A 26,227-nucleotide genomic window follows, 5' to 3' on the forward strand; every position below is an offset into this window, starting at 1 on the left:
TTACTCCCTTGGCATCGGTCCTGACATGCTGGAATGTCTGGAGTCGCCTAATACAGAAATCATCAGCATGGTAGCGCCGACAACAGTTACATATACACCTACATCAAATGCCGCAGCAGAAGCTAAGTGCAGTTCACCTAGAACGGGTGGAGAAATATAAATGTGAGCACTGGTAAGAAATGGCCGTGCCCAGAACCAGGCAGCAATACCAGTCAGACCTGCAATTAATAGGCCCACACCAATCCAGACTTCGTAGAGGCGCCCGGAACGGACTTTAAGCATCTGTTCAGTCTGGTCCTGACCCAAGGCTATGTATTGAATAATTAAGGCCATTGCAGTAATCAGCCCGGCAATAAAACCACCTCCTGGATAATTATGACCGCGTAAGAAGATATACAGACTTACCACCAGGGCAAGAGGCAATACCCAAGACGCCGTAGAGCGCAACATCAACGGTGAAGGATTAAACCGGAAGGTCAGGCCTTGAGTCATGGTGGTGCCATGTGCCCGCATACCATCCATCAGACAGAGCACACCAATTGCCGCAATACCCAGAACGGTAATTTCACCAAAGGTATCGAAGCCACGGAAATCAACCAGGATGACATTCACTACGTTTGATCCGCCTCCAAGCGGCAGCGACTGCTGGAGGAAAAACCATGAAATAGATTCATGGTCACGGGTTAATAATAACCAGGTAATCCAGCCAATACCCAAGCCCGCTACAATGGCAATCACAGCATCACGCCAGCGCCGTGTCCGGCTTGATTCGTATGGTGTAAGCTGAGGCAGTAAACCCAGCCCCATCAGTAAAAGTACGGTGGTCACTACATCGACTGTAATCTGGGTTAATGCCAAATCAGGTGCCGAAAGTCCCACAAACACCATGGTGACGACTAAGCCAATAGCACCGCTGATAAGGACTGCCTTGATACGCTCATGATGAAACCACAGCATCATCCAGCAGGATGAGAACAGTAATAGCCATAAAACGATAGCAATAGCAGGTGCATGAGTAAGTTCGCGTGCTCCAGTAGTCAAGCCCTGATTAAATAAAGGGGTCATCACCAGTGCGATACTGAATAAGATGATCCAGAGCAGATAATTTTGTAATGACCCAGACTCAGTCTTGCGTTTAAGTCGACGTGAGTTGATTAATAGGTATTTTAGAAAAAGATCAAACAGTACCCGGCCTTGTAATTTTCCAAGTTTCGGGTCCAGATCAATTGAGCGGATACGACCATTTTTAGCCAGGCCAAAGTATAGCCCTGCACCGGCGGCCAGAGCGATGATACTCATAACCAGTGGCAAGTTGAACCCATGCCAGATGGCCAAATGAGCACCTTCAAATCCTGGTTGCATTAAACTGGCACGTGTAACTGAGTTAATAATATCTTCAACCAGTAAGGCTGGAGCTATACCTACTAAAATACATAAGATTGCCAGCAGTAACGCAGGTGCCCGCATTCCAAATGGCGGTTCATGTGGTGAGCGGTTTGGTACCGCTTTACTTATTGGTCCATCGAAGAACACACCATGAACCAGCCGGACAGAGTAAGCAACTGCAAATATTCCGGCTAAGGTCGCCATGATGCCAAAAATTATTACAACTGGGCCTGAGAGATTAGCCAGTAGCTCTGTAAAGAACATTTCCTTAGACAGAAAACCATTGGTCAAGGGGACACCAGCCATTGCTGCAGCGGTAATCATGGTTAAGGTGCCGGTAAATGGCAGGAATTGCCAGAGACCACTTAATTTTCGTAAATCACGAGTGCCTGATTCATGATCAATAATTCCAGCAATCATGAACAATGCAGCTTTGAACGTTGCATGGTTAATAATATGGAAAATAGCAGCAGCAACAGCCAGCGGTGAGCCGATGCCTAACAGGCAAACAATCAGTCCCAAATGGCTAATGGTAGAGTAGGCCAATAGACCTTTTAGATCTTCTTTAAAAATGGCAAAAAAAGCTGCCATGGTTAATGTAAACAGGCCAATAAAAGTAACAATATTATGATAAAGCGCAGCCCCCACAAAAATGGGTGCCAGTCTGGCCAGTAGAAAGATACCAGCTTTCACCATAGTGGCCGAATGTAAATAGGCCGAAACTGGGGTAGGTGCTGCCATGGCATTAGGTAGCCAAAAATGAAAGGGAAACTGGGCACTTTTCGTAAATGCACCGAGTAGAACCAGTAATAAGACTGGTACAAAAAGAGAATGGTTCTGTATCTGCTCCCGCATAGTTAAAATCTGGTCAATTTCATAAGTGCCAGTAATATGTCCAAGCAGAACAAAACCACCGAGCATTGCCAGTCCACCCATACCGGTAATCGTCAGTGCAATACGTGAACCACGCTGGGCGGCTTCATAGTTGCTCCAGTAACCGACCAGCAGGAATGATGAAATACTGGTCAGTTCCCAGAAGGTCACCAGAAGAATTAGGTTATTAGATAAAGAGATGCCCAGCATGGCTGCCATGAACAGCATGAGTAGACTGTAGAGCTTGCTGAGGGAGTTTTTAGGACTAAGATAGTAATAGGCATAAATATAAATTAAGGTGCCGATACCGGTAATCAGCAAGGCAAACATCAGCCCTAGTGCGTCAAGACGCAAGCTCAGATTCAGTCCCAATTCGGGTAGCCAAGGCCAGCTTTCTGAAAAAACCTGACCATTTAAAATACTTTTTGCGTGAGTCAGTAATAAGCTAAAACTGGTTAAACTGACTCCAATCGCCCCTAAAGCTGTTACCCCGCGCGAGAATCTCTTCAGCCACGAGACAAGGGTGGTGCCAAGTATTAAAGGGAGCAGTATAATAATCGATAGCACACTCGTATCCATGTCATGATTAGGTCGAGACCTAAAGGTGAACCTTATCTTTCAAGGGTTTATAGGAGATCAATGAGATATCCAAAGCTTTAAATCTTGAAAGCCGAAACTTGTATGTAAATCAGAAAAGGACAAGTTGTATTGCGCAACTTGTAAAATGCTATAGCAAAACGATCAATAATCTTACTATAAAAAATTACGTAAAATTTGATTTTATTACACGAAAATAACAACATCAAAGACTTATGTGTTACGCCTGTTTATTATACGCGACTCATTCGTGATCCCAAGATTTTTTTCATATTGCTAAGGCAATTGCCTGTTTAATAGTTTCATTACCAGGTTTATTTAAAATCAGCATCAGATATAGGAAGTGAATAGGAACCGTTTTTTATCAAACGTAAAAGCTCTTCGTATTCTGTAGCTGAAAGTTGCTTAATCAGCTCAACAATCTGGGGCAAAGCCGAGCACGCTGCCTCATTTGTATTTGCTGAATCAGGTAATGTTTCTTGTCCCTCTAAGTCCTGATAGAGAGTAGTGAAGCCAGTCCAGGTGGTACTTTCTGGCTTTTTATATAATTGCCTGTTGTCTAAACGCAGCGCGTATAAGGGATTGGTCTCCAGCAGCTCACTCTGGCTGGCAGTAGCAATAATTTGTAGCCTTGGAAAAGCCTGCTTCAAACCTTCAAGTATGTAGTGCGAGCTTTGCAAATCTAAATGTGCATCTATATTGTCAATCAGCAAAATACCTTCTCCTTCAAGACATGGATATAGACTTAGCGGGTTTAATAAACAAAGGCGGCGTACTATATCTCCGACTAGGGCAACCCAGGTTTTTAAAGTGCTGGAGAGCTGCTGGAACATCAACGTTTTTCCTGCATAGACGACCATCAGCTGTAATTTGGGCTGATACTCCAGATAAATCTCGGTTAATTCTGGTAAGACTGTCTGAAGGCTATGTTTTAAAGCACTGAGACAAGGGGCATAGAGCTGTGTCTGAAGCTGGGAGAGTCCATGCTGGAACTCTATAGTGGATGCATGATGTTGCTTGAGCAGCTCATGAAAAAGCTGGGTAGTCCGGGCATTTTCAACATCACTGACTTCACGTAACCATTCGAAAAAGCGTATAAAAGTGGTGAAGGGTACTGATACCAGATCGTATGCTGAAGCCGCTTGAAAAATGGTCGGAATATTTTTGCTCAGCAAATTGGTTTCATTGGTAAAGCGCTCTGCCGGGTAATAGGCAATTAGCGGTAAACCCAGCATTGGATCCTGTCTGATCGCCTGCTGGTACAGCATAACCATCTGTTCAAGCTGCACAGTTTCAACTTTGCTGATACCTGTGCCTTGAGTATTAAGAGTTTTATACAATTGCCATGAACACAGAGACGAGCTTGTGGCTTGAACATTACTACTTTCAGCTAGGTTACCAATTTCGGCAGGTATACTCACCTGTATATCGACTTTGGCCTGCAGCCGGTTATGCATGATATCTTGGTCCTGAATAACTACGCCTGCAGTTCTGAGATCTTTTAAACGTGCAGGAAACCAGGTCAGTGCCTGATAGATATTTTTAAGGATTGATGTTTTGCCAGAAGCCTGATCACCAATGATCAATGTCAGTGGCTGCTCATCAAGTTCCAGCTGTAGGTCAGTAAAATGGCTGATATGTTTTAAACGGACAGACTTGAGCTTCATATGCCCCCGGCATAAGTTAACCCACGGAGCGGCGCAAACTTTGAGGAGCCTTGAGCTTGAGCTGCTGGATCAGGTCATAGATATGATGAATATTTAAGCTCACTTTAGCACGTGTACATGCGACGTATAGTAATCTTAGCTCTTCATCACTGATTTTATGTTCCAGTCCATTTATTTTAAACTGGTAATCATCTTCAATATGGACACGGTTCCACTCCAGTCCTTTTGCCTTATGTGCAGTTGAAATTACATAATCGGCCTGCTCAATCGGGGTAATTTTGGCTAGTGCCCTCTTGAGTGGATCCGTACCATGATCATCCACCAGTTTGACCAGCGGTTTAATATCACTTCCTTCATTAGTTTCGCAATATTCGTGAACATCATGCCAAGAATTAAACCAAGCCAGTTCAGGCACATCGGTAACTCGCTTGCCCTGTTTAAGCAGGCTGGCTGCATCGACAAAACGATTCAGTTTAAGATGGTCAGCCTGTAAACTGACTTTATCTCCATGTACTAAACCGGCCAATAGCAGCTCCATCGCCCGGGCATTGGTCCGGCATAAGATAGCATCCCGCATTTTAATATGAGGCTTGTTAACTACGCTCGACTTTAGCTCAGGGTTTCCAAGAAGGGGCACAGTTTCATCTAATGCACCCAGCAGATAGTTCGCTACCTGTGCGATCTCGTTTCCAAAACGGAATGAGGTGGTAAGACGGGATTCTGGCAAGGGAAGCTGCTGCATGGCGTTAATAGCCCCGCGCCAGGCATAAATTTGCTGATGGGCATCTCCCACATAAATAACCTGGGTACTTTTCTGTTTAAGTAAAATTCCAAGCATCAGCGGATCAGCATCCTGAGCTTCATCAAAGAGGACATAGTCAGCTGGAATATACGGCTCAGACAAGGCCCAAAGCTTCAGGTAAATATCATGCCCGATACCTGCTTGATGATTGGGATCAATTGATTCTAACCAGCGCCGTTCTACCGCAGGATACAGATGTTGCTGTAGAGTAATAATATCATCTGCATGTAACCAGCTTGGAGCCTGAATATGTCGTGGTGCCGGATATTGCGAACTGGTTGAACAGAAAAAGCTGACTGCATTGGCAACCAGACTCGCCAGACGGCTGGGCATGAGTACATACTTCTCATAGCGTCCGCCCATTAAACGACGTAATGTAATAGGCTGTAGCCGGTATTCTTTAGCAATAAAACTGGGACTCAAACGTGGTAGACGCAGTTTATCCGTCACACCACGCGGTACGCTACGAAAAGCCAGCGAGTGAAAAGTACGGCAGTCGACATTACGGTGAAATTTTTGCTGTGCTTCAGCGGCAATTGCCTTGTTAAAAGCCAGATACATGCCACGCCTTTGTGGCATGGCATCGCTGATCATCTGTAAGGTTGTGGTTTTACCTGTTCCTGCATAGGCAATCACTTTAAAGGATTGGCCAAGACGGGCATTGTCTATGGCGACAGCCTGCTCATAAGTGGCTTGAGGTTTTTCTTGAATAGACACAAAACGCCTTAATGTTGGCGGCTGGCTTTTTCAACCAGTCCGGATAAACCCTGGCGACGTGCCAGTTCATTGAGTACCAGTTGCGGCTCCAGATCAAAATAACCGAGCATTAAAATAGTATGGAACCAGAGATCTGCTGTCTCATAGACCAGATCATTGCGATTGTCCTGGTTGTTTAATGCAGCGAAATCTTTTGCTGCAAGCAGGGTTTCTACACTTTCTTCACCAACTTTTTCCAGAATTTTATTTAAACCTTTATGGTAGAGTTTGGCGACATAAGATGAGTCAGGATCAGCTGCTTTACGCTCACGCATCATCCCACCCAGATAAGATAAAATCTCTACCTGTTCGGATTTAGCATTTGATGCAGACATCACTGCTGTATGTGTATTCTGTGTTTTCTTATTATAAATCTGCTCTGGATCTTTGAGCTGGGTATCTACAATTTCCCAGCCATTGGCTGTAAGTTTTCGATAGAAACAGGATTCACGTCCAGTATGGCAGGCAATTCCCCCATGCTGTTCAATCTGCAAAACAATCACATCAGCATCGCAGTCCAGACGGATTTCATATACAGTCTGAAAATATCCAGACTCTTCACCTTTATGCCAGAGTTTCTGACGTGAACGTGAGTAGTACACAGCCTGCATTTTTTCAGCAGTAAGTGCCAGAGCTTCGCGATTCATCCATGCCACCATCAAAATACGGCCAGTCTGATGATGCTGTGCAATAGCAGGTACTAAACCTTGATCGTTAAATTTTACTTCATCGAGCCACTGCAAATTATTCATGAATACATCACCGCAATAAAAGATGGAACCGGTGAAAAGACCGGCAGGAATTTTTATGAGGCTATAGTGTACGGCAAAGCACGGAAGATAAGAACGTTATCCAAGAAAAAAACGACAGGATTAGACGCCATGAATATTTGATCCTATGGCGTCAGTCAAGAAAAACTAAAACTGATTTAAAATTATTTTACTACCCGCCATAAAGCTAAGAAGCTAGCAAACGCAATAAGCAAAACCGACAAATACCATGGCGCAATGATGGCTATACTGAGAAAAATAGCTATGAGGCTGCCGAAAATCCAGCTACGTCGCTGCTGGTGTTTCATTTGCAGACGCATACCCTGTAACTCACGCAGTTGCTTTTCATGCCAGGATGACTGGTTTTTTAGTCCATTAAGACTGTCAATCAATAAGCTTGGTAAATCTTGTGCACCCAGTAGCAGGTCTGGAATTTGTTGACCTATTTCCTTAATATTCTTAACGGGATGCATATTTGCCTTGATCCAGTCGGTCAGGATGGGTTTGGCCAGTTTCCAGATATCCAGCTGTGGATACAGGTCAGTACCCAAACCCTCCACGTGAACTAATGTTTTAAGCAAAAGCATCAGTTGTGGTGGAATTTCCAGATGAAACCTGCGGGCAATGTCCATCACCTGAATAAGAATACCAGCAAAGTCCAGTTGATCCATTGGCTTGGAAACCATTGGCCCGACAGTACGGCGCATTTCACGAGCCAACGCATCCTGGTCCGTACCTGGAGGGATCCAGCCCGCCTGATGCACAATCTGGATCAGCTGCATAAAATTACTGTTCATCACGGCCAGCAGCATTCGTGCGACAGTCATCTGGTCATGTTTGGAGAGTTCACCCATAATCGCGCAGTCCAGTGCGATAAAGCGTGGATTCTGCGGGTTGATAGTTTCCACAAAGACATTGCCCGGATGCATGTCAGCATGGAAAAAGTTGTCACGGAATACCTGGGTAAAGAAAATGGTTAATCCCTTTTCAGCCAGATCGGCCCGGTCCATCCCCATACGGTCAAAGGTGGCCGTATCTGAGATTGGAACTCCCGTAATACGCTCTGCAACCATTACATCCGGACTGTCCATATAGACTTCCGGCACATACATCATGCTAGAGCCAGTAAAATAATGACGCATACGACGCGTATTATCAGCTTCCAGAGTAAGGTCGAGTTCGTTCAGGATAATCTGGCGATAATCCTGGATGATTTCAGATAAATGCAGGGCACGTGCTGCTTCAATCCGGCTTTCCAGCCAATGGCCCAGCCAGGCCAAAATTTCAAAATCCTGTAAAATCTGCACTCGGATATCGGGCCGGGTTACTTTAACGACCACTTCACGGCCATCATGCAAGGCAGCTGTATGTACCTGGGCAATTGAAGCAGCAGCCAGCGGCTGCTCGTCAAAACGCGCAAACAGGGTATATATATCAGCTCTCAGGGATTGCTGGATTCTTGATTTAGCCACCTCAACTGGAAAAGGCTTGACTCTGTCCTGCAACAGCACCAGCTGTGCCAGAATCTCGGGTGGTATCAGGTCGCGACGGGTAGAAAGCAGTTGTCCCAGCTTGATTGCTAATGGCCCCATGTCTTCTAGGGCTTCTTTTAGCTTGAGCGGGTTTTTACGTTCTTTACTCGACCATGCAGCCGGATGCAGGCGGATTAAATTTAGTATAGGACGGGCTTTGACAGGTATTTCTTCCGCGGGAACCAGGGTGTCGAGTCTGTAATGGGCTGCGATACGCCAGAGTTCGAGTAAACGTGTAACGTGCGGAATCATAGAGAGTGTTACCTAGTCTTGTTTTTGGACTGATTGAGACAAAAGCTGAGCTTGAAGCTGCTGAAGACGTGCTTCTAGACGGTCAATATTCTGGTTAAGTTGCCGGGTAGAGTGATGTAGCTCATCCATTTCCCAGCGGCCTGCAAATAGCCCGCTATCTTCTTTGAGTGCATCTTCGGCAAAAAAGAAGTGGCTTTGCATTGAACGCTTTAAAATTTTAGGTGCAAGCTGGAGTTTGCCGAGCTCATGTGCCAAGGCCGGACCTATCCATGGGGAAAGATGTGCTGCCAGATCAGGCTCGGCCTGCTGAATAATACGCTGTAACTCCTGTAGCAAGCGATAATCACCTTGTACCGGAATATTACCGATCTCTTCTGCCAGAAAAAGTTTAGCCAGTTCAACTATATTTTCAACCTTTAAGGTTGCTGTCGCTTCACTAAAAGCATGTTCTGGATCAAAAGGACGCTGTTCAAAAACAGAAGACTGCTCCGGATGCCCGGTAATAGTTGGTTCCAGCCGCACCTCATCTTCATCGAAGCAGATATCTACAGACAGCTGCGGTGAAGCAATTACAACCCTTAGCATTTTGCCTTGTAGCTGGTTAAGCTGAATACGTGTCAGTGAATCCAGCTCAATCCAGTGATGAATGACACGCTCGATAGCACCCAGTGCTAAAATCGACCACATACCGTTCTACCTTTTAAAGTTTAAATCCACGGTGTACCGCAACAATACCACCCGTCAGGTTGTGGTAATCACAGTTTTGGAATCCGGCATTTTCCATCATTGTTTTAAGTGTACGCTGGTCCGGGTGCATACGAATGGATTCAGCAAGATATTTATAGCTTTCAGAATCATTTGCAACCAGTTTGCCCATAAGCGGCAGGGCAGTGAATGAATATAGGTCGTAGAGTTTTGAAAAAGGCTCAAATACCGGTTTAGAAAATTCCAGAACCAGCAGGCGGCCGCCCGGTTTAAGTACACGGTACATGGCTTGTAGCGCTGCATCTTTATCTGTCACATTACGCAGGCCAAAACTGATAGTCAGCAGGTCAAAACTGTTATCTGCAAATGGTTCCAGTGTTTCAGCATTAGCGAGTACAAAATCGACATTAGTACAACCCGCATCTAGCAGACGGTCACGTCCAACATTGAGCATGGATTCATTGATATCAGACAGAACAACATGACCGGTAGGGCCAACTTCACGGCTAAAAACTTTAGCCAGATCACCTGTGCCGCCTGCAATATCTAGTACATGCTGGCCGCGACGCACACCTGACATGTTAATTGCAAAACGCTTCCACAAGCGATGAATGCCGAAAGACATCAAGTCATTCATGACATCATATTTGCTGGCGACCGAATGAAATACTTCTGCAACCTTTTGTGCCTTGTCTTCAGCACGTACACTTTTATAGCCAAAGTGAGTCACTTCACCTACGTTGCCGGTGTTGGCACCACGTGGCAGGTTATATTTAGGTACCTGGGTATTGGTTGAAGTATCAGTCAGCTGTTGTTGTAGGGATTGCTGCTGGCCTTGAGGTGCACCTTGCGGTAAAGGCTCGGTTAAGAACGGACTGACTTTCTCTGTATTGGATACCGACTCAGTGGCTGGGCTGGATGTAGGGTTTTCATTAGACATACGAGTCACTCCTGAACACAGAAATAATAAATCTTGCAGTAGATTGCATGATGACAGATTCTTGCCATTTTTACAGCGTTCATCTTGTAATTGCTCGGAATAATATACAGAAAACATCTGTTGAGTTATCTTTTATCCGGTTTCTAGCACAGATTATATTTTAAACGGATCTGCCTTGCCTGAATGAACATTGTCGATGATTTGCCGTTCTTTCTCGGTGAAACTATGAATGAAAGCAGCAGCTGATTTCATGGGTTTCATAGCCATAAACCCCTCCCCAATAAAATCGTACATCAGCTGGAACTGGTATTTTTGCGCTACGCCTTTACACATTTTGAATGCAGTATGCATAACAAAAGAACGCATGTATTTATCAAGATTTAGCCCCAGTTCATCAAGTAAATCAAGTTGATGGTAACGCGCATCTGACTGATTTAATTTGATTAATGTCAGACGCATCATTTCATCATTAATAGGCTCCTCAGCCGGGTAGTCTTCAAGAAGCTGTGCAGCCACCTGTTCATCAAGCTGCATTGCCAATACTGCCAGACTGACGGATTTCAATCCGGTTCTGATGGCATTTTCAGGCAATAGCTTCTCTGCTTTATGTGCATACTTGAGTAAGCGTTCAATCTGTTTAGCCAGATCATCAAATTCTGGTCCGCCATATAGACGATTTAGAAAATATGTAGCCATCAGCTGGTTTTGTGGCTGACTAAAAAGTCCCTGATGCGTAGATTGGATTCGGGCTTTAAGCCAGGCTTGAGCCTCGTATAAACGTTTTTTTAAAGCAGGATCCTGATGATAGCTTAAGTCATTATATTGTTTTAAAAGCTGGTCAAGGGCGTCGAGTTTAGACATGAGATAACACAACCCAGTTTAAATATAAAAAAAGAAAAGCATAGCCAGAGTTTAAATCAGGTGCTATGACAACATTATTCTGGACTTATTAAAAAATAGTCAGTCAATCTATAAAAGATGCGCTAAATAAAGTGAAACAAATAATACATTAAGTTTCAGGGCGCTAGTGTAAATCACAGTATATTGAACAAAACAGAAATGATGAGGCACGCATGGCCGGACAAGAAAAAAGATCTTTTAAACTGATGAATGAAGATGAGTTATCACTTGCCCTGATCGATGCCCAGTATGCCCTGCGGGAAAGCCGGGGAACACCGCAGGCTAAAAGTCTGGTCATTTTGGTAAGTGGCATTGAGCTGGCTGGCAAGGGCGAGGCAGTCAAGCAGCTTCGTGAATGGGTGGATCCACGTTATCTGCAGGTCAAGGCTGATCCTCCACATCTATTGACCCCCAAGCTGGCTTTCTGGCAGCCATATAGTCGTTTCATACCTGCAGAAGGGCAGATTGTGGTGATGTTCGGGAACTGGTACAGCGACCTGCTGGCAACAGCTATGCATGTTTCTGAACCGCTTGACCAAGGCATGTATGACAGTTATATCGAAAATATGCGTGCCTTTGAGCAGGACCTCCAGAATAATCATGTCGAGGTTGTTAAAGTCTGGTTTGATCTGCCCTGGAAAAATCTGCAAAAGCGTCTGGACAATATCGATGCTTCAGAATTGCACTGGCACCGCCTGCATGGGCTGGACTGGCGCAATAAAAAACAGTATGAAACTCTGCAAAAGTTACGTCAGCGTTTTACTGATGACTGGCTGATCATTGATGGAGAGGATGAAAAAATCCGTGACCAGCAGTTTGCGCAATCTATATTAGAAGCCATGCAACGCCTGCCAGTCCATCAGGACAATGGAGCAGCTAACTGGAAACAGGCAGCTGTTCCGCAACTATTGCTGGAGCCCCAAAATGAAGAACTGGCAGAAAATGAGTATAAGAGTCGTTTAAAGGAATTAAGTCGTCAGGTTGCAACGGCACTACGTCATGATGAACGTCAGGTGGTAATCGTTTTTGAAGGCATGGATGCAGCTGGTAAAGGGGGAGCCATTAAACGGATTGTTAAAAAGCTGGATCCACGTGAATATACAATTTATAGCATTGCTGCCCCGGAAAAATACGAGCTGCGCCGTCCCTACTTATGGCGCTTTTGGAACAAGCTGGATGAACATGAAGATATCATGATTTTTGACCGCTCCTGGTATGGCCGGGTACTGGTCGAGCGTATAGAAGGTTTTGCCAAACCGGCAGAGTGGCAACGAGCCTACGATGAGATTAACCGTTTTGAAAAAGACCTAACTGACAGTCAAACTCTGGTGATCAAATTCTGGCTGGCGATCAGTAAGGACGAGCAGGCCAAGCGCTTTCAGGCCCGTGCCGATACGCCACATAAACGTTTTAAAATTACAGATGAAGACTGGCGTAACCGCGAAAAATGGGATGAATATTTAAAAGCTGCTGCTGACATGTTTGAGCGGACCAGTCCTGCATGGGCGCCTTGGCAGGTAATTGCGACGAATAATAAAGAAGCCGCTCGTATACAGGTACTCGAAGGCATTCTGAAAAAACTACAGGCTGATTAGTCAGCCTGTAGTTTTTTAATATTGAGTTATAGAGATCATTTTTAAGCTTTTTGCATTTTCTGCTGAATATTTCTAGCCATTTTATAGCTTTCCTCAACATGGGCTTCGGCTATCTTCTTCATGATAATATAACCCAGACTTGCTGCAACAATCTGACCACCGAGCGGAATAAATTTGGTCACCTGTTTAGTCAATACTTTACCGACCATTCCATTTAATGACTGCTTTGCCGCAGTACGGGCAACTACCAAGCCAGAAAATTCTACGCCACGTTTACGCAGCTCATTCCAATGAATTTGTTTGGTTTTTGCGTCATACACACTGATCTGGTCAGGGGTCAGACCAAAACGATGGTTAATTTCCGGCAATAATTGCGATAAAATACCGATGTCAATCACGACATCAAAAAAAGGAATTGGAATTACGGCCGCCCCGGCGGATACGTAAGCACGTTTTTTGACCAGTTCCAGACATTCTTGACGAATCTGTTCTAAATTCAGGGTAGGATCAATGGCATCAGGAATCTTGTCTATTTTCATTATATGAATACCTTATTCAGTGAAGTGTTAATTTTCCAATTGAATCACTATTAAGATACGTATTTCAAAGAAATTTTGTACCTATGGATGATGTAAAAGTGACATGGCCAGCAGATGTTGTACAGTGAATTATCTTTGTGATTTTGTGCACAGAACTTGAATATTTGTTATTAGGGTAAAAAGAATATGGGGATTCATGTTATTCAAAGCCAGCGTATTGACGTATTGGTACACGGGGTGCTTTCTACCTTGGGCCAGCCGGCAGTACATCCGCTTGAAGTCTTGAAAACCCAACACTTTGTGGTACCGACTCCAGCTATCGAGCAGTGGCTGACCCAGAAAATGGCTGAAGAACAGGGCATTAGCGCCAACCAGCTGTTTCACCAGCGTATACGCGGTTTCCAATGGTATGCCTATCAACAGGTACTGGCTGATAAAGATAAGGTCCGTAAAGCCAATATTCCACGTCTGATTATGAAGTGGCGGGTTTATCAGGCCTTGGGTCCTTTTATTGAAGCTGAAAAATTACAGCTAGATCAGCAGCATCCCCTATATCCGATTATTTGCCGGATTTACGATACAGCCGAAGGACTTGAACCGGGTATCATCCGGCAGCTCAAGAAACAAGGCATGCTGTACTGGGTAGCTGAGCAGGTCTCTAGCCTGTTCAGCAACTATATGGTTTACCGTGGCTATTGTACTAAAAAAGGGTGTACAGAAGTTTGTCGTTGTCCAACCAACTGGCTAAAAGCATGGGGGAACAACCAGCCACTTGATATCGAAGCATTATTTTATACAACAGGCACTGAAATCTCTGTCTTTACCTTGAACCAGGCACATGAACTGGAAGGCTGGCAGCGTTGGCTCTGGCAGGAAGTATTTCATGAAGACTTCGAGCTGATGCAGGAAATTGATGCCGAGTTCTGGCAACAGCTGGAGCAGGAAGCAACGCGCAAGCAGGCGCTTAAACGTTTGCCTCAGCAACTGGTGGTATTTACATTACTGGATCTGCCACCGATCCAGTTACAGTTTTTGCGCCGTTTGGGACAATATATTGATGTCTTCATTCTGCACTACAACCCTTCGCAGGAATACTGGGCAGATAGTGTCGATCCGGTCTGGAAAAAGCGTTATGACCTGCGCGTAAAAGAGCGTTTTATCAGCAAAAATCCGCAGGCAACCGATGCCGATATCAAAAAGTTTTTTGAGGATTTCACCCTGCATTTTAATGCAGAAGTCAGAGAGTCGCGTCATCCGCTGCTGACCCGTTTTGGCAAGCAGGCACGTGACCATTTTTCATTGCTGTCGAGTTTATCCTCAGGGGAAGAAGGACAATGGGTAGATGCCTTTGTTGACGAGTTTCCTGATAATCTGCTAGGTAAATTACAGTCAGATATCCTGTATTTGGCAGAACCGCAGAAACATCGATATCCACTAAATGCAACAGATGATTCTATCCAGATTCATGTCTGTCATTCTTCGTTACGTCAGCTTGAAGTCTTAAAAGACCAGCTAATTTACTGGCTCTCGCAAAAATCAAAAGACCAGCAGCGTAGGCCTAGCGATGTTTTAGTGCTGGTACCTAATCTAAAAGAACTTGAACCTTTAATTCGCAGTGTTTTTGCTGTTGCCCCTAAATACAGTACATCTAGCACTGATTCTAATATTTTTCAGGCCGCCACCAGAGAGCGGCAGGTTCATCTGCCTATTAAAATTGCCGGTGTGGCACAACTTGATGCCAGTAATGCTTGGCGCGCAGTTCTGGAACGAATTCAGCTGGTACGTGGCCGCTTCACCTTGCAAGAATTTTCAGACTGGTTAAATCTGACGGCAACCCAACAGCGTTACGGACTGGATGTCAATCGCAGTGAACGTATGATGGTCCTGCTGGCTGCAGCCGGCTTTAAACGCGGACTGGATGCCCGGCATTTACAATATAGCCTGAGCCGGCATGATGAGGACTTCCGTTTTACATTCAAATTTGCACTAGACCGGCTGGCACTGGGCATTGCTATTCCTGACCATACGATTTTTAATGAAACCCTAAGCTTTGCCCAGGTACAACCGAGTGACTTTGAGCTAGTTGCCAAGCTGATCGAAATTTATCAAGACTTTGACCAGCGCCGGGACTGGCTACTGTGCCATGAGCTGGGAGAACGAGTAGTAGTTGAGAGCTGGTTACAGCGTTTAAATGAAGATATTGCAGAATTTGAACAACAGGGCGTTACTGCACTAAAACCGGTACGCGAAATTATTCATAAACAGATTAGAATGCTGACACTGGCCAACTTTTATAGTGAGCAAGAAGAGCAAAATTTACGCGGTATCTGTTTACCCTTGGCATACCTCATTGAAGAAATTAATACAGCGCTCGATGCGCAGATTGAGCAGGCGGAACCTACCGGCCAGATTACCTTTAGCCAGATCGGGCAAATCCGGCCCTTACCGTACCGCTTGGTTGTCATGCTAAACCTGGACAGTGGCACGTTTCCAAGTCGCAGCCAGCGGTTACCTTTTGACCTGATGGATATACTGCGTCCACAGCTGGGTGACCGCTCACGACTGGAAGATGATCAGGGTGCATTTCTAGATGCATTACTGTTAGCTCAGGAAAATTTATGGCTATTTTATAATGGCTTTGATGTTAATGACGGGGAAGTACGTGAGCCATCGAGTACCTTGCAGGAATTTGTACAGCATCTGGCATTGATTGTCGCTTCTGAACAGCCCGATGAGGTGATAGACCAAAAAATTTCCCTGAATGGGATTGAAGTACCCCGACAGCTTCAGCAGCTTTATCACGTTCATCACCTGCAACCTTTTGACCCGGCTGGTTTTGCCACTGAAAAGCTGATCCGCTATCAGGATCAATGGTTTAATGTGGCACAGCACTTACTACAGGCGCGTGGACAACGCCAGCCGTGGGCAAACATACCATATCCGTTAAATACTGAAAATATTAAGGTTCTCCATAGCCAGCAATGGATACAAGATGTCATCTTTCCAGCGCGACTGTATTTAAAGACCTTAGGTGTTGAAAATCTGAGTTCGAGCGAAAGTACAGCCCAGCATGAACCCTTAATACTGGATGGATTAGGCCGCTATGCTATTCGAGATTTTCTCTATCAGCAGAATAGTGTGAGAGAACCACAAATACTGATGCATCAGCTGCCGGTTGGAAAAGTGGCACGTAGTACCTGGCAGATCAGCCTGGCTGAACAGGAAACTTTAAAGGCTCGTCTGCAACGTTATGCACCCGAAGTTACTCCTGTCACCCAGCAGATGTGGAAAGTCAGTGCTGAACTGCATATGCAGATTAATACTCCTCAAGCAGGTATGACTAACTGGGTCAGTATGGAGCCATCTAGCGCACGGGCTAAGCGCCGCGCCAAAGTCTGGCTTGAATATCTTTTATGGTTGGCTTATTTGAACCAGTCAGAAGAGACAAGCCGAAAATTACAGCGTGTGGTCGTCTTCAGTGACCAGACTGTAATCTGTGTGGGTGTCTGTTCAGCAGAAGCACGAAAGCTGCTTGATCCTTGGTTTAAGGCTTGGCAATATGGCCAAAGTCAGCCGCTGGTTTTACCGGCTGCCCTGATATTAAGTGTGGCTGAAAAGGGTAAAAAGCATGAATGGACTGAAAATGAAGCTGGCCAGAAAGTCATTAATAATTTTGATGCGCTGTTAAAAGACTGGAATGAAACCCATCAGTACAGTTCATTTTCCGCAACAGAAAATGAGGCGGTACGGCTCCACCGTGACTGGCAGTTTATCTTGCAGGAACAGGACGCCACTGCCTTACTGGAGCATTGCTGTAAAACTTTCTCTTATGAGTTATATGCACCTATTTTTGAATATCAGCGGGTTGAAACAACATGAATGAGCCACAGGCTATTTCGGAATATCCGATTGCTGATATGTATTTCTCTGGCCTGCATCTGATTGAGGCCTCGGCTGGCACAGGAAAAACTTATACCCTGTCTAGCCTGATAGTGCGTATTCTCATTGAGAAATATCTTCCCAACCAGATTATTGCCACCACTTTTACCCGAGCAGCGGCAGCTGAACTAAAAAGCCGGATTCGTAGCCGTTTGGTAGAAGCCTATCAATATTTTAATGATTGTCAGGATTTGACAGAAATTGAAATGTTGCATAAGGCGGAACAGGAAAAAGATCCCCTGTATCAGGTGCTCTGTAAACAATTTTCGACACAGGTTGGTTATGTCTGCGAACGACTTAAACTGGTCATAGACCAGCTGGATGAACTGTTTGTCAGTACGCTGGACAGTTTTAGCCAAAAATTGCTGCGTGAGTTTGCCTTTGAAAGTGGCAAAATTGAACGGGCACAGTTAACTGAAGATGCTAAGGCCTATAGTCAGCAAATCGTCCATGACATTTTAAGAGAGTGGATTCAAGCTCAGCCGCAGCCCTTGATTGACTATTTACTGTTAAGCAAACAGCTCAAAAATACTGACGGTTATCTGGCGATTGTAGAAAACAGCCTGAATTTCTCTTCAGCCCAGTTTATGCCTGTTGCCGCACCAGTCATGGATTTGGAACAGTTTGAAGCGGAGCTGGATCTCTTGTTAAAACTGGATCTGTCTTTAGTAGAAGGGCTAGCCGATTATTATCGGGCAGATGGACAGCACAATAGTATAGTCGGAAAAAAATGGCGGACTGAGCAGTTAATGGAAACAACGCTGTGTCAGAATCTGCCAGATTTTATTAAGGCTTTACATACCCAGCGTTCTTATGCCTTATTTGCAGCACACTGGACCGATATCTTTAAGTGTATTACAGATCTGGCCACAAAAAAGGTTCTAAATAAATGTGCTGCCGAGGTGCTGGAATACTTTGAAAATCATCAGATTATCCAGGGTCTGCGCCGGTTTTGCGAATGTGTAGCCAATTTAAAAACTGATCTTTCCCGGTTAGATACCTATTTACAGTTTTATATTAGTCAGGAAGTGCGTAAGCGCCTTCCACAATTACTGCAGCAGCGTGGGGAAACCACATTTTCACAGCAAATCCGGACTTTGGCTGAGGCTTTGCAGGGTGAACAAGGTCAGCGTTTTGCAGTGTATGTCCAAGCCCGTTATCCCCTGATTGTGGTCGACGAATTTCAGGATACCAATCAGGATCAAGATAATATGCTGGCCAGTATCTGGCGGCATCCACAGCGACATCAGCACAGCTGTATGATTATGGTCGGTGATCCAAAACAGGCAATTTATGGTTTCCGGGGCGGAGACATGCTGACTTATATCAAGGCCCGGCAGGATGTTTTAATCAAACAGGGTAAACTCTATACCTTAAGACAAAACCACCGTTCAGTTCCTGAACTGGTAGAAGTGGTCGATGCGCTATTTCAACGTGAAGTCAACTTTGGTGAAGAGGTTATTTATACCCCGATTCAGGCAGGAGCACGTCAGCATCCGCCTTTGACCGACCGGCAGCGTAAAAACTACTGTCCACTACGCTGGGTCCAGCTTAGTGATAAAAACAAAGAGGCCGAACAGGTTGCCTGGAAGATTCGTCAATTATTAAATCATGGTATAGCCAAAGAGTTGTTATTTGACGAGTCGGGCGGTCAGCGTCCTCTGAATGAAAATGATATTGCTATCCTGTCCAAGAATCATGATGGGCTAGACAAAGCCCAGTATGCTTTAGAGTCTTTAGGTATCCGGGTTAACCGGCCTTCTAAGCGTAGCGTATTTGACTGCCAAGTGGCCCGTGATGTTGGAGCACTGTTGACGGCTATCATGCATCCGTATGATGAGGGTAAGGTTAAACGGGCTTTACTGAGCCGGTTACTCGATTTTAATTTGCAAAGTCTGGTCGAGCTGGAGCAGCGCACTGATGGTTTGAGCAGTTTTATACACAAGTTTGATGATATCCGTGAATTATGGCTGGAACGTGGTTTCCTGAGTGCCTGGCAGTACTGTCTGCAACATTTTCAGGTCTGGCAGAAACTGGTAGCCATTGCCAGTAAAGATAACGAAAGGGCTGTAGTAAATCTGCGGCATTTAACCGAAGTACTGAGCCAGCATAGCGAAATTTATCCGGGTGCCAAGAATCTGTATTATTGGTATTTTAAACAGTTACAGTCACCAAGCGAGCGAGAATGGGAACTGGAACGACGCCTGTCTAATGAAGCAGGTGTACAACTGATGACCATTCACCAGTCAAAGGGACTGGAATTTAAGGTGGTATTTTTGCTGGGTGCTGACAAAGCATTTAAGGAAATGAATAAAACCCTGAATTTCTCTACGGTTGAGCAGTTAAACCCTGTAACAGGTCAGCTTGAAAAGCAGCGGGTTATTGCGGTAGCAGACAAAAACCTGCTAGATGAAAATGCAGTAAACCAGCATCAGGAACGTGCAGCAGCAGAAAACCGCCGTCTCTGGTATGTGGCCTTAACCCGCGCCAGTCACCGTGTTTATGCCATGCTGCAAGATACTGAAGGTAAAGCCAAGGACAGCCTGGCTTTCTGGCGTAATCGGACAGAGCCTTTTGTACATCGTCACTGCATGGATGAGCCGCTTCTAGAGCAGCTACCGGCAAAAGTTTCTGCCAGTTCGGTCTCAAAGCAAATCAGTGTCCAAGCCTTGAATCTGCCCCAGCAGCGTTTTTATCCTCGGGCCAAAACCAGCTTTAGCTATCTGGCGCAGCATCTCAAAACTAGAAAAATCTTTGATCCGCTTGCAAATGAAGTAAAGCGACCAGAAAGTGCCGAAGACGAGTTGCATGTAGTAGATAAAGTGTACTTACCGGCAACCCAGCCCTTAAGCTGGATCAAACAGAACTTTCCAATGGGTACTGTTGCTGGTAATTTCCTGCATGAGATTTTTGAGCATATTGATTTTCAGGAGCCGGCAGACTGGATACTGGAAATCCGCCGCCGTTTTAAAAATGATTATAGTGGACTGTGGAATGAATTACGGGACAAATATCAGCGGGATTTTCCCGAACAGGCAGAAGATGAACAGCTACTGTTAAACTGGCTGGCAGAGTGGCTCCAACAGGTACTTGCCACCCCATTACACGCAGGTTTTAAGTTAAAGCAGTTACAACCGGAACAGCATTTGGCTGAATTTCCGTTTTGTCTGGCACTTTCAGATCATGTACTGGCAATTCAGCGAATTCACCAGCTGTTTGCTGAATACGGGATTGATATGCCTGAACTAAATCCTGCCGAATCCGCGCGTTATCTGAATGGTTCCATCGATCTGGTTTATTTTGATGGTCATCAGTATCATATTGCCGATTATAAGAGTAATTTTCTGGGTAGTGATCAGTCAGACTATAATCATGCCTCAATCCGAGCCAGTATGTCACATTCAAGTTATTGGTTACAGGCTGGTCTTTATCTGGTTGCACTGCATCGTTATCTGAGTATACAGATGCAAAATTACGAGATCAGCCGGGATCTGGGCGGAGCAAGCTATCTCTATCTGCGTGGCATGAACGGTCAACCGGATCATGGCGTGTATCACTGGAAACCCAGTACAGAATTTATCCTGCGACTTGATGCTTTATTAGGTTATTTTATTGAAGATAAAATGAGTAAAATTGCTTAATAAGTTATTTGAAATATTTTATAAACAAAAATTTAACTTGTGGATAAATTTGTTTATAACTCTGTAGATAACTATGAGGATAACTGTGTGGAAAATAAACAGCTTCATGAAAACTCCCAACAGCAATGGATCAGTACATGGAGCAGTTTTATTACACAGGCCCCTTTTCATGCGGGTGAAAAACATGAAAATGCTACTAATATAATTGTCCAGGTTCTCGAGGCTCTTCAGCAGGGCAATAGCTGTATTGAAGCCACCGAGGATCAGGTCAAGGTTTTAAATAATCTGGTAGGATTTGAGCAGCAGGAGCACTTGCCGGTTGCGCCATTTATATTTGATGGTAGCTCATTATACTTGTACCGCTACTGGAACTTGGAAACCCGACTGGCAAAGCAGATTGAACGCCTGTGGCAGCAGCAGATTCCTCCGGTTGACCTGACTGCCTATTCTGGGCTGTTACAAGATAAATATCAGAAATCTGCTCTGACAATGGTTGCCGGAAAAATACTGAGTATTATTACTGGCGGACCGGGAACAGGCAAAACCTATACACTGGCACGTATTATCGCGGTTCTTAACCAGGCTATTCCCGATATCCGTATTGCTATGGCAGCGCCTACGGGAAAGGCTGCCCAGCGTATGCAGGAAGCACTACGTTATTCTTTTCAAGATCCCAAATTACTGGAATCTGGTTTGATCACACAGAGCCTGCAAATGCAGACTACTCAAACCATTCACCGGCTGCTTGGGCTGGGTCAAAACCAGCAACCGCGTTTTCATAGCCGGCAGCCGTTACCTTATGATGTTATCGTTATTGATGAAGCTTCCATGCTTGACCTGGAGCTCGCGACCTTACTATTTGAAGCTATACCAGATCACTGCCGGCTTATTTTACTTGGAGATGCTCAGCAGTTAGCCTCAGTTGAAGTAGGCTCGGTTCTTGCTGACCTGCAACAGATTCCTGCCTTGGCGGAACACCGGGTCCATCTGGTAAATAGCCGTCGTTTTACAGAAGATGCACTTATTGGAAAAATGGCCAAGTTTATCCAGCAGTTTCAAGCTGGAAAACCTCATACAGAGATTCTGGATTATTTCCAGCAACAGATTGTACCGGCTGACCAACTTTCAGCTATTACATTAAGTCATGATATGCAGGATCAGGTACAACTTGAATTCTTGCCTGCTTCAGCTCAAAGCCTGAATTGGACAGAATTCTATGAAAAACTGATGCAGGGTTATTTACCTTATCTTAAAGCACTTAAAAATTATTTACAGGCAGAAGAAACTTCTGAGGATACAGTCAAACCTCTGGTTCAGGCATTTGACCATTACCGACTGCTTGCAGCTACCCGACACGGGGCATTAGGGCTTGAGAAACTTAATCAGTATGCTAAACAATGGCTGAATCAGGCTTTGAAAACAATTGCAGTAGGTGACTGGTATATTGGCCGTCCAGTTATGATGACCTATAACGACTATCAGCTGGGGCTTTCAAATGGTGATATCGGTATCTGTGTTCGACATCGGGAGCATCCTGACCAGTTTGAAGTTTATTTTCCCAGTCTGAACAAATGGGTGGCTGCTACACGGCTACCTAAAAATATTGAAACAGCATTTGCGCTGACTATTCATAAGTCACAAGGCTCAGAATTTACTCATACCGCAGTTGTATTAGACCAGACAGCGAAAAACTTGTTAAGTCAGGAACTGATTTATACAGCCATTACTCGAGCTAAGAAAGTAGTGAGCTTACTGGTAGACACGGAAGCATTTGTCCAGTCTTTAACAGTAAAAACCACCCGTAAAAGTGGATTGGTTAGTAAAATTAATAGAAAACTAAGTTTGTGAAATAAAAGTTAATAATAAGCCTTGTTGTAAGTTTTTGCTTACATCAATTCGAGAAATTAGCGCCTAGAGCTAATGCAGAGTTTCTGAGATGATGGCTTCACATAAAAAGCCTAGCACGGAAAGCTAAGCAATAATCGCATTATAACTATAATCAGTCGAATGACAGCGAACTTGCATGAAGTAAGTGAAAAAGAGGAAACTTACAGCCGCTAAGCCTTGTAGTTTTGGGAGAGACTACAAGGCTTTTTTATTGCTTGTTAAAATGTCAAAAGGACTCAACCATAAATACACCAATAGATAAAATTTACTCATTTGTAGGTTTTAGCTTACATATTGATACGTAAAATACGACTTTTATACATAATTAGATCTGACAAAATATTACACATAAGGAAATATACAATTATATACAGGACATTATTAATTCATTCATAATAAGATTGGCTTAAAGAAGTTAAGAACAACTATAAATTAAAGAATAATAACGAGAAAAGAAGAAACTACAGCGCAAAAAAAGCCCAAGCCTAGCTTGGGCTTTTTTTTAAATAATTATTTTTAGAATTGGCAAAATATATTATCTTTAAAAAGTTTAATAAAGTACTAAAATAATTAAGGGATTCTGTGAGTTTCAATTTTATAAAACATAAGAGATATTCATAAAAAATTTAAGGCGGAGAAAAATCATAAATCGGTCAGGGTAAAGGGTTAAATCAGAAAAACAGCCTGCAATTTTTGCAATTAGAGCGTTTTTCGCTTAAAATATGACGCTTGCTGTAGTGATGCACGGCAGTCAGTTTGGCTCGGTCAAACTGGTAGGTATCAAAACTCTTTTCAAAGCATCTCGGAGAAATCGAATGGCTTTAACAAATCAAGATCGCGCAGAGATTGTTGCTAAATTTGCTCGTGCTGAAAACGACACAGGTTCACCGGAAGTTCAAGTAGCTTTGCTGACTGCTCAAATCAATGATTTACAGACTCACTTCAAAGCTCATAAACATGACCATCACAGCCGTCGTGGTCTGATCCGTATGGTTAACCAGCGTCGTAAGCTACTTGATTACCTTAAAGGTAAAGACACTACACGTTATAGCGATTTGATTGCTGCTCTAGGTCTGCGCCGTTAATCTGGCAATTCCTATTTTGTTTTCGGTAAGTCGAATGATCAATTTTTCGTTTGCTGAGAATGAAAGTGTATCTGCTTTTGCAGGTTAAAGTGAGAAGGGGCGAATAGTTCGTCCCTTCTTTTGTGTTTAAAACTAGTGAGGTGCGGCTTCTAAGCTTTGTCATTTATCATTGCTGTCGGGAATGATATGAATGTCAAACCTTAGGGGCCTCCACTAGAATAAAATCAGGATATTAAAATATATGTCGATGTTTAACATTGTCCGTAAAGAATTTCAATTTGGTCAGCATCAGGTTGTACTGGAAACTGGCCGTGTAGCACGTCAGGCGAATTCCGTGCTGATCACTATGGGTGGTGTTTCTGTACTGGTTGCTGTAGTTGCTCAACCGACTGCCAAAGCTGGTCAGGACTTTTTTCCACTGACTGTAAACTATCAAGAAAAACAATATGCTGCTGGTCGTATCCCGGGCGGCTACGGTAAACGCGAAGGCCGTGCATCTGAAGCTGAAACTCTGATCTCACGTCTGATCGACCGTCCAATTCGTCCATTGTTTCCAGAAGGTTACTACAACGAAATTCAGGTAACTGCGACCGTTGTTTCTTCTGACAAGACCATGGATGCCGATATCGCTGCTATGCTGGGTACTTCAGCTGCGTTGTCAATCGCTGGTACACCATTTCGTGGCCCAATCGCTGGCGCACGTGTTGGTTTAATTAATGGCGAATATATTCTTAACCCGAACCATGAACAGTTAAAAGAAAGTGATCTTGATCTCGTGGTTGCTGGTACTGAAACTGCGGTACTGATGGTGGAGTCTGAAGCCAAAGAGCTTTCAGAAGACCAGATGCTGGGTGCAGTACTCTTCGGTCATGATGAAATGCAGATTGCTATTCAGGCAATTAAAGAATTTGCAGCAGCAGCAGGCGCGACTGAGTCAACCTGGGTTGCACCTACTAAAAATGATGCACTGCTTGAACAGCTAAAAACTGCTTTTGAAGCTAAAATCTCTGAAGCATATACAATTGCTGTAAAACAGGAGCGTTATGCAGCTCTTGATGCCTTACATGCTGAAGCTATTGCACAGTTTGTTCCTGAAAATGACGAGACTGGTATTGCTGATGAAGTAAACGAACTGTTCGAAGAGCTGAAATATCGTACCGTACGTGACAATATCCTGTCAGGTAAACCACGTATCGATGGTCGTGACACTAAGACTGTACGTGCACTTGATGTACAGGTTGGCGTACTGGAACGTGCTCACGGTTCAGCATTGTTTACCCGTGGTGAAACTCAGGCTCTGGTTACTGCAACACTGGGTAATACCCGTGATGCGTTGATGGTTGATACACTGTCAGGGACCAAAACTGACAACTTCATGCTGCACTATAATTTCCCGGCGTATTCAGTAGGTGAGACTGGCCGTGAATCTGGTCCTAAACGTCGTGAAATTGGTCACGGACGTCTGGCGCGTCGTGGTGTACAGGCTGTACTTCCACCGGTTGACCGCTTCCCGTATGTTCTACGTGTAGTATCTGATATTACCGAGTCAAACGGTTCATCTTCTATGGCTTCTGTCTGTGGTGCTTCACTTGCACTGATGGATGCAGGCGTACCATTAAAAGCTCCAGTTGCAGGTATTGCAATGGGTCTGGTTAAAGAAGGAGAGCGTTTCGCCGTACTTTCTGACATCTTGGGTGATGAAGATCATCTGGGTGACATGGACTTTAAAGTAGCCGGTTCTGCTAATGGTATTACTGCCCTTCAGATGGATATTAAAATCGAAGGTATTACTGAAGAGATCATGGAAGTTGCCCTGAATCAGGCATTTACTGGTCGTATGCATATTTTGAATGAAATGAATAAAGTCATTTCTCGTGCTCGTCCTGAAATTAGTATGCATGCCCCAACATTTGCTGTGATTACAATTAATCCAGACAAGATTCGTGATGTTATTGGTAAGGGCGGCGCGACAATTCGTCAGATTACTGAAGAAACTAAAGCTGCAATTGATATTGAAGATAATGGTACCGTTCGTGTTTTCGGTGAAACTAAAGCTGCTGCGAACGCTGCAATTGCCAAGATTCAGGCCCTAACTGCTGAGGTTGAGCCAGGCAAGATCTACGACGGTAAAGTTATCCGTATTGTTGAATTTGGTGCATTTGTAAATATCATGCCAGGTACTGATGGTCTGTTACATATTTCACAAATTTCAAATGAGCGTATTGCTAACGTGACTGATGTTCTTAAAGAAGGTCAGGAAGTGAAAGTTCAGGTTGCTGATGTAGATAACCGTGGCCGTATTAAACTGACGATGAAAGATATTGAACAAACTTCTAACTAAGTTTGTTATCAATTTGAAAT

At 44.3% G+C, this 26,227-nt stretch carries 15 protein-coding genes; 6 read left to right on the plus strand and 9 right to left on the minus strand.

The genetic code is table 11. From position 1 onward, the window contains the following. From N518_RS0106620 to N518_RS0106655, 8 genes are all read right to left on the minus strand, one after another. On the minus strand, nucleotides 1–2,838 hold the full coding sequence (locus N518_RS0106620) for a monovalent cation/H+ antiporter subunit A (RefSeq protein WP_005023090.1): 2,838 nt from the start codon (nucleotides 2,836–2,838) through the stop codon (nucleotides 1–3). 332 nt (nucleotides 2,839–3,170) lie between these two features. Continuing rightward, nucleotides 3,171–4,523, minus strand: a complete 1,353-nt coding sequence (locus N518_RS0106625) for an ATP-binding protein (protein ID WP_005023092.1) — start codon at nucleotides 4,521–4,523, stop codon at nucleotides 3,171–3,173. Nucleotides 4,524–4,539: 16 nt separating this feature from the next. Further along, nucleotides 4,540–6,042, minus strand: a complete 1,503-nt coding sequence (locus N518_RS0106630; RefSeq protein ID WP_005023095.1) for a UvrD-helicase domain-containing protein — start codon at nucleotides 6,040–6,042, stop codon at nucleotides 4,540–4,542. An 8-nt stretch (nucleotides 6,043–6,050) separates the two neighbouring features. Next, a complete protein-coding gene (gene hisIE / locus N518_RS0106635) occupies nucleotides 6,051–6,833 on the minus strand; it encodes a bifunctional phosphoribosyl-AMP cyclohydrolase/phosphoribosyl-ATP diphosphatase HisIE (protein WP_005023099.1) in 783 nt (260 codons plus the stop codon). A 182-nt stretch (nucleotides 6,834–7,015) separates the two neighbouring features. After that, complete coding sequence (locus N518_RS0106640) at nucleotides 7,016–8,635, minus strand: ABC1 kinase family protein (protein WP_005023100.1); 1,620 nt, start codon at nucleotides 8,633–8,635, stop codon at nucleotides 7,016–7,018. 12 nt (nucleotides 8,636–8,647) lie between these two features. Continuing rightward, nucleotides 8,648–9,322 (minus strand): ubiquinone biosynthesis accessory factor UbiJ, encoded by a 675-nt coding sequence (locus tag N518_RS0106645; protein ID WP_005023103.1) that lies wholly within the window; start codon nucleotides 9,320–9,322, stop codon nucleotides 8,648–8,650. 13 nt (nucleotides 9,323–9,335) lie between these two features. Beyond that, nucleotides 9,336–10,280 (minus strand): bifunctional demethylmenaquinone methyltransferase/2-methoxy-6-polyprenyl-1,4-benzoquinol methylase UbiE, encoded by a 945-nt coding sequence (gene ubiE, locus N518_RS0106650; protein ID WP_005023106.1) that lies wholly within the window; start codon nucleotides 10,278–10,280, stop codon nucleotides 9,336–9,338. A gap of 153 nt (nucleotides 10,281–10,433) precedes the next feature. Beyond that, on the minus strand, nucleotides 10,434–11,141 hold the full coding sequence (locus N518_RS0106655; RefSeq protein ID WP_005023108.1) for an FFLEELY motif protein: 708 nt from the start codon (nucleotides 11,139–11,141) through the stop codon (nucleotides 10,434–10,436). A gap of 212 nt (nucleotides 11,142–11,353) precedes the next feature. Here N518_RS0106655 and N518_RS0106660 point away from each other — a divergent pair, with 212 nt between their 5' ends. Next, entirely contained in the window at nucleotides 11,354–12,775 is a 1,422-nt protein-coding gene (locus tag N518_RS0106660) for a polyphosphate--AMP phosphotransferase (RefSeq protein WP_005023111.1), read from the plus strand. Between the two features lie 41 nt (nucleotides 12,776–12,816). On the opposite strand, the gene N518_RS0106665 is transcribed toward N518_RS0106660, so the two are convergent. After that, nucleotides 12,817–13,314 carry a hypothetical protein gene (locus tag N518_RS0106665; protein WP_005023114.1) on the minus strand — a complete coding sequence of 166 codons (498 nt, stop codon included), beginning with the start codon at nucleotides 13,312–13,314 and terminating at the stop codon, nucleotides 12,817–12,819. A gap of 186 nt (nucleotides 13,315–13,500) precedes the next feature. Between N518_RS0106665 and N518_RS0106670 the strand changes: the two genes are divergently transcribed. From N518_RS0106670 to pnp, 5 genes are all read left to right on the plus strand, one after another. Continuing rightward, nucleotides 13,501–17,193, plus strand: coding sequence for an exodeoxyribonuclease V subunit gamma (locus N518_RS0106670; RefSeq protein ID WP_026444083.1), 3,693 nt, complete (start codon nucleotides 13,501–13,503; stop codon nucleotides 17,191–17,193). Next, nucleotides 17,190–20,894, plus strand: a complete 3,705-nt coding sequence (locus tag N518_RS0106675) for a UvrD-helicase domain-containing protein (RefSeq protein WP_005023118.1) — start codon at nucleotides 17,190–17,192, stop codon at nucleotides 20,892–20,894. The genes N518_RS0106670 and N518_RS0106675 overlap by 4 nt, the downstream gene beginning before the upstream one ends. Nucleotides 20,895–20,981: 87 nt before the next feature. Further along, nucleotides 20,982–22,742 carry an exodeoxyribonuclease V subunit alpha gene (recD, locus tag N518_RS0106680; RefSeq protein ID WP_016801151.1) on the plus strand — a complete coding sequence of 587 codons (1,761 nt, stop codon included), beginning with the start codon at nucleotides 20,982–20,984 and terminating at the stop codon, nucleotides 22,740–22,742. 854 nt (nucleotides 22,743–23,596) lie between these two features. Next, on the plus strand, nucleotides 23,597–23,866 hold the full coding sequence (gene rpsO / locus N518_RS0106685; protein WP_005016930.1) for a 30S ribosomal protein S15: 270 nt from the start codon (nucleotides 23,597–23,599) through the stop codon (nucleotides 23,864–23,866). Nucleotides 23,867–24,113: 247 nt separating this feature from the next. Next, entirely contained in the window at nucleotides 24,114–26,207 is a 2,094-nt protein-coding gene (gene pnp, locus N518_RS0106690) for a polyribonucleotide nucleotidyltransferase (protein ID WP_171057104.1), read from the plus strand. Nucleotides 26,208–26,227 lie beyond the last annotated feature (20 nt).

This window comes from Acinetobacter sp. UNC436CL71CviS28, assembly GCF_000620525.1.
GTDB lineage: Bacteria > Pseudomonadota > Gammaproteobacteria > Pseudomonadales > Moraxellaceae > Acinetobacter > Acinetobacter radioresistens.

Excerpts from the sequence above, each read along its gene's own strand:
- N518_RS0106620 (WP_005023090.1), bottom strand. The coding sequence starts at position 2,838 with ATGGATACGAGTGTGCTATCGATTATTATACTGCTCCCTTTAATACTT.
- N518_RS0106625 (WP_005023092.1), bottom strand. The coding sequence starts at position 4,523 with ATGAAGCTCAAGTCTGTCCGTTTAAAACATATCAGCCATTTTACTGAC.
- hisIE (WP_005023099.1), bottom strand. The coding sequence starts at position 6,833 with ATGAATAATTTGCAGTGGCTCGATGAAGTAAAATTTAACGATCAAGGT.
- N518_RS0106640 (WP_005023100.1), bottom strand. The coding sequence starts at position 8,635 with ATGATTCCGCACGTTACACGTTTACTCGAACTCTGGCGTATCGCAGCC.
- N518_RS0106645 (WP_005023103.1), bottom strand. The coding sequence starts at position 9,322 with ATGTGGTCGATTTTAGCACTGGGTGCTATCGAGCGTGTCATTCATCAC.
- ubiE (WP_005023106.1), bottom strand. The coding sequence starts at position 10,280 with ATGTCTAATGAAAACCCTACATCCAGCCCAGCCACTGAGTCGGTATCC.
- N518_RS0106655 (WP_005023108.1), bottom strand. The coding sequence starts at position 11,141 with ATGTCTAAACTCGACGCCCTTGACCAGCTTTTAAAACAATATAATGAC.
- N518_RS0106660 (WP_005023111.1), top strand. The coding sequence starts at position 11,354 with ATGGCCGGACAAGAAAAAAGATCTTTTAAACTGATGAATGAAGATGAG.
- N518_RS0106665 (WP_005023114.1), bottom strand. The coding sequence starts at position 13,314 with ATGAAAATAGACAAGATTCCTGATGCCATTGATCCTACCCTGAATTTA.
- N518_RS0106670 (WP_026444083.1), top strand. The coding sequence starts at position 13,501 with ATGGGGATTCATGTTATTCAAAGCCAGCGTATTGACGTATTGGTACAC.
- N518_RS0106675 (WP_005023118.1), top strand. The coding sequence starts at position 17,190 with ATGAATGAGCCACAGGCTATTTCGGAATATCCGATTGCTGATATGTAT.
- rpsO (WP_005016930.1), top strand. The coding sequence starts at position 23,597 with ATGGCTTTAACAAATCAAGATCGCGCAGAGATTGTTGCTAAATTTGCT.
- pnp (WP_171057104.1), top strand. The coding sequence starts at position 24,114 with ATGTTTAACATTGTCCGTAAAGAATTTCAATTTGGTCAGCATCAGGTT.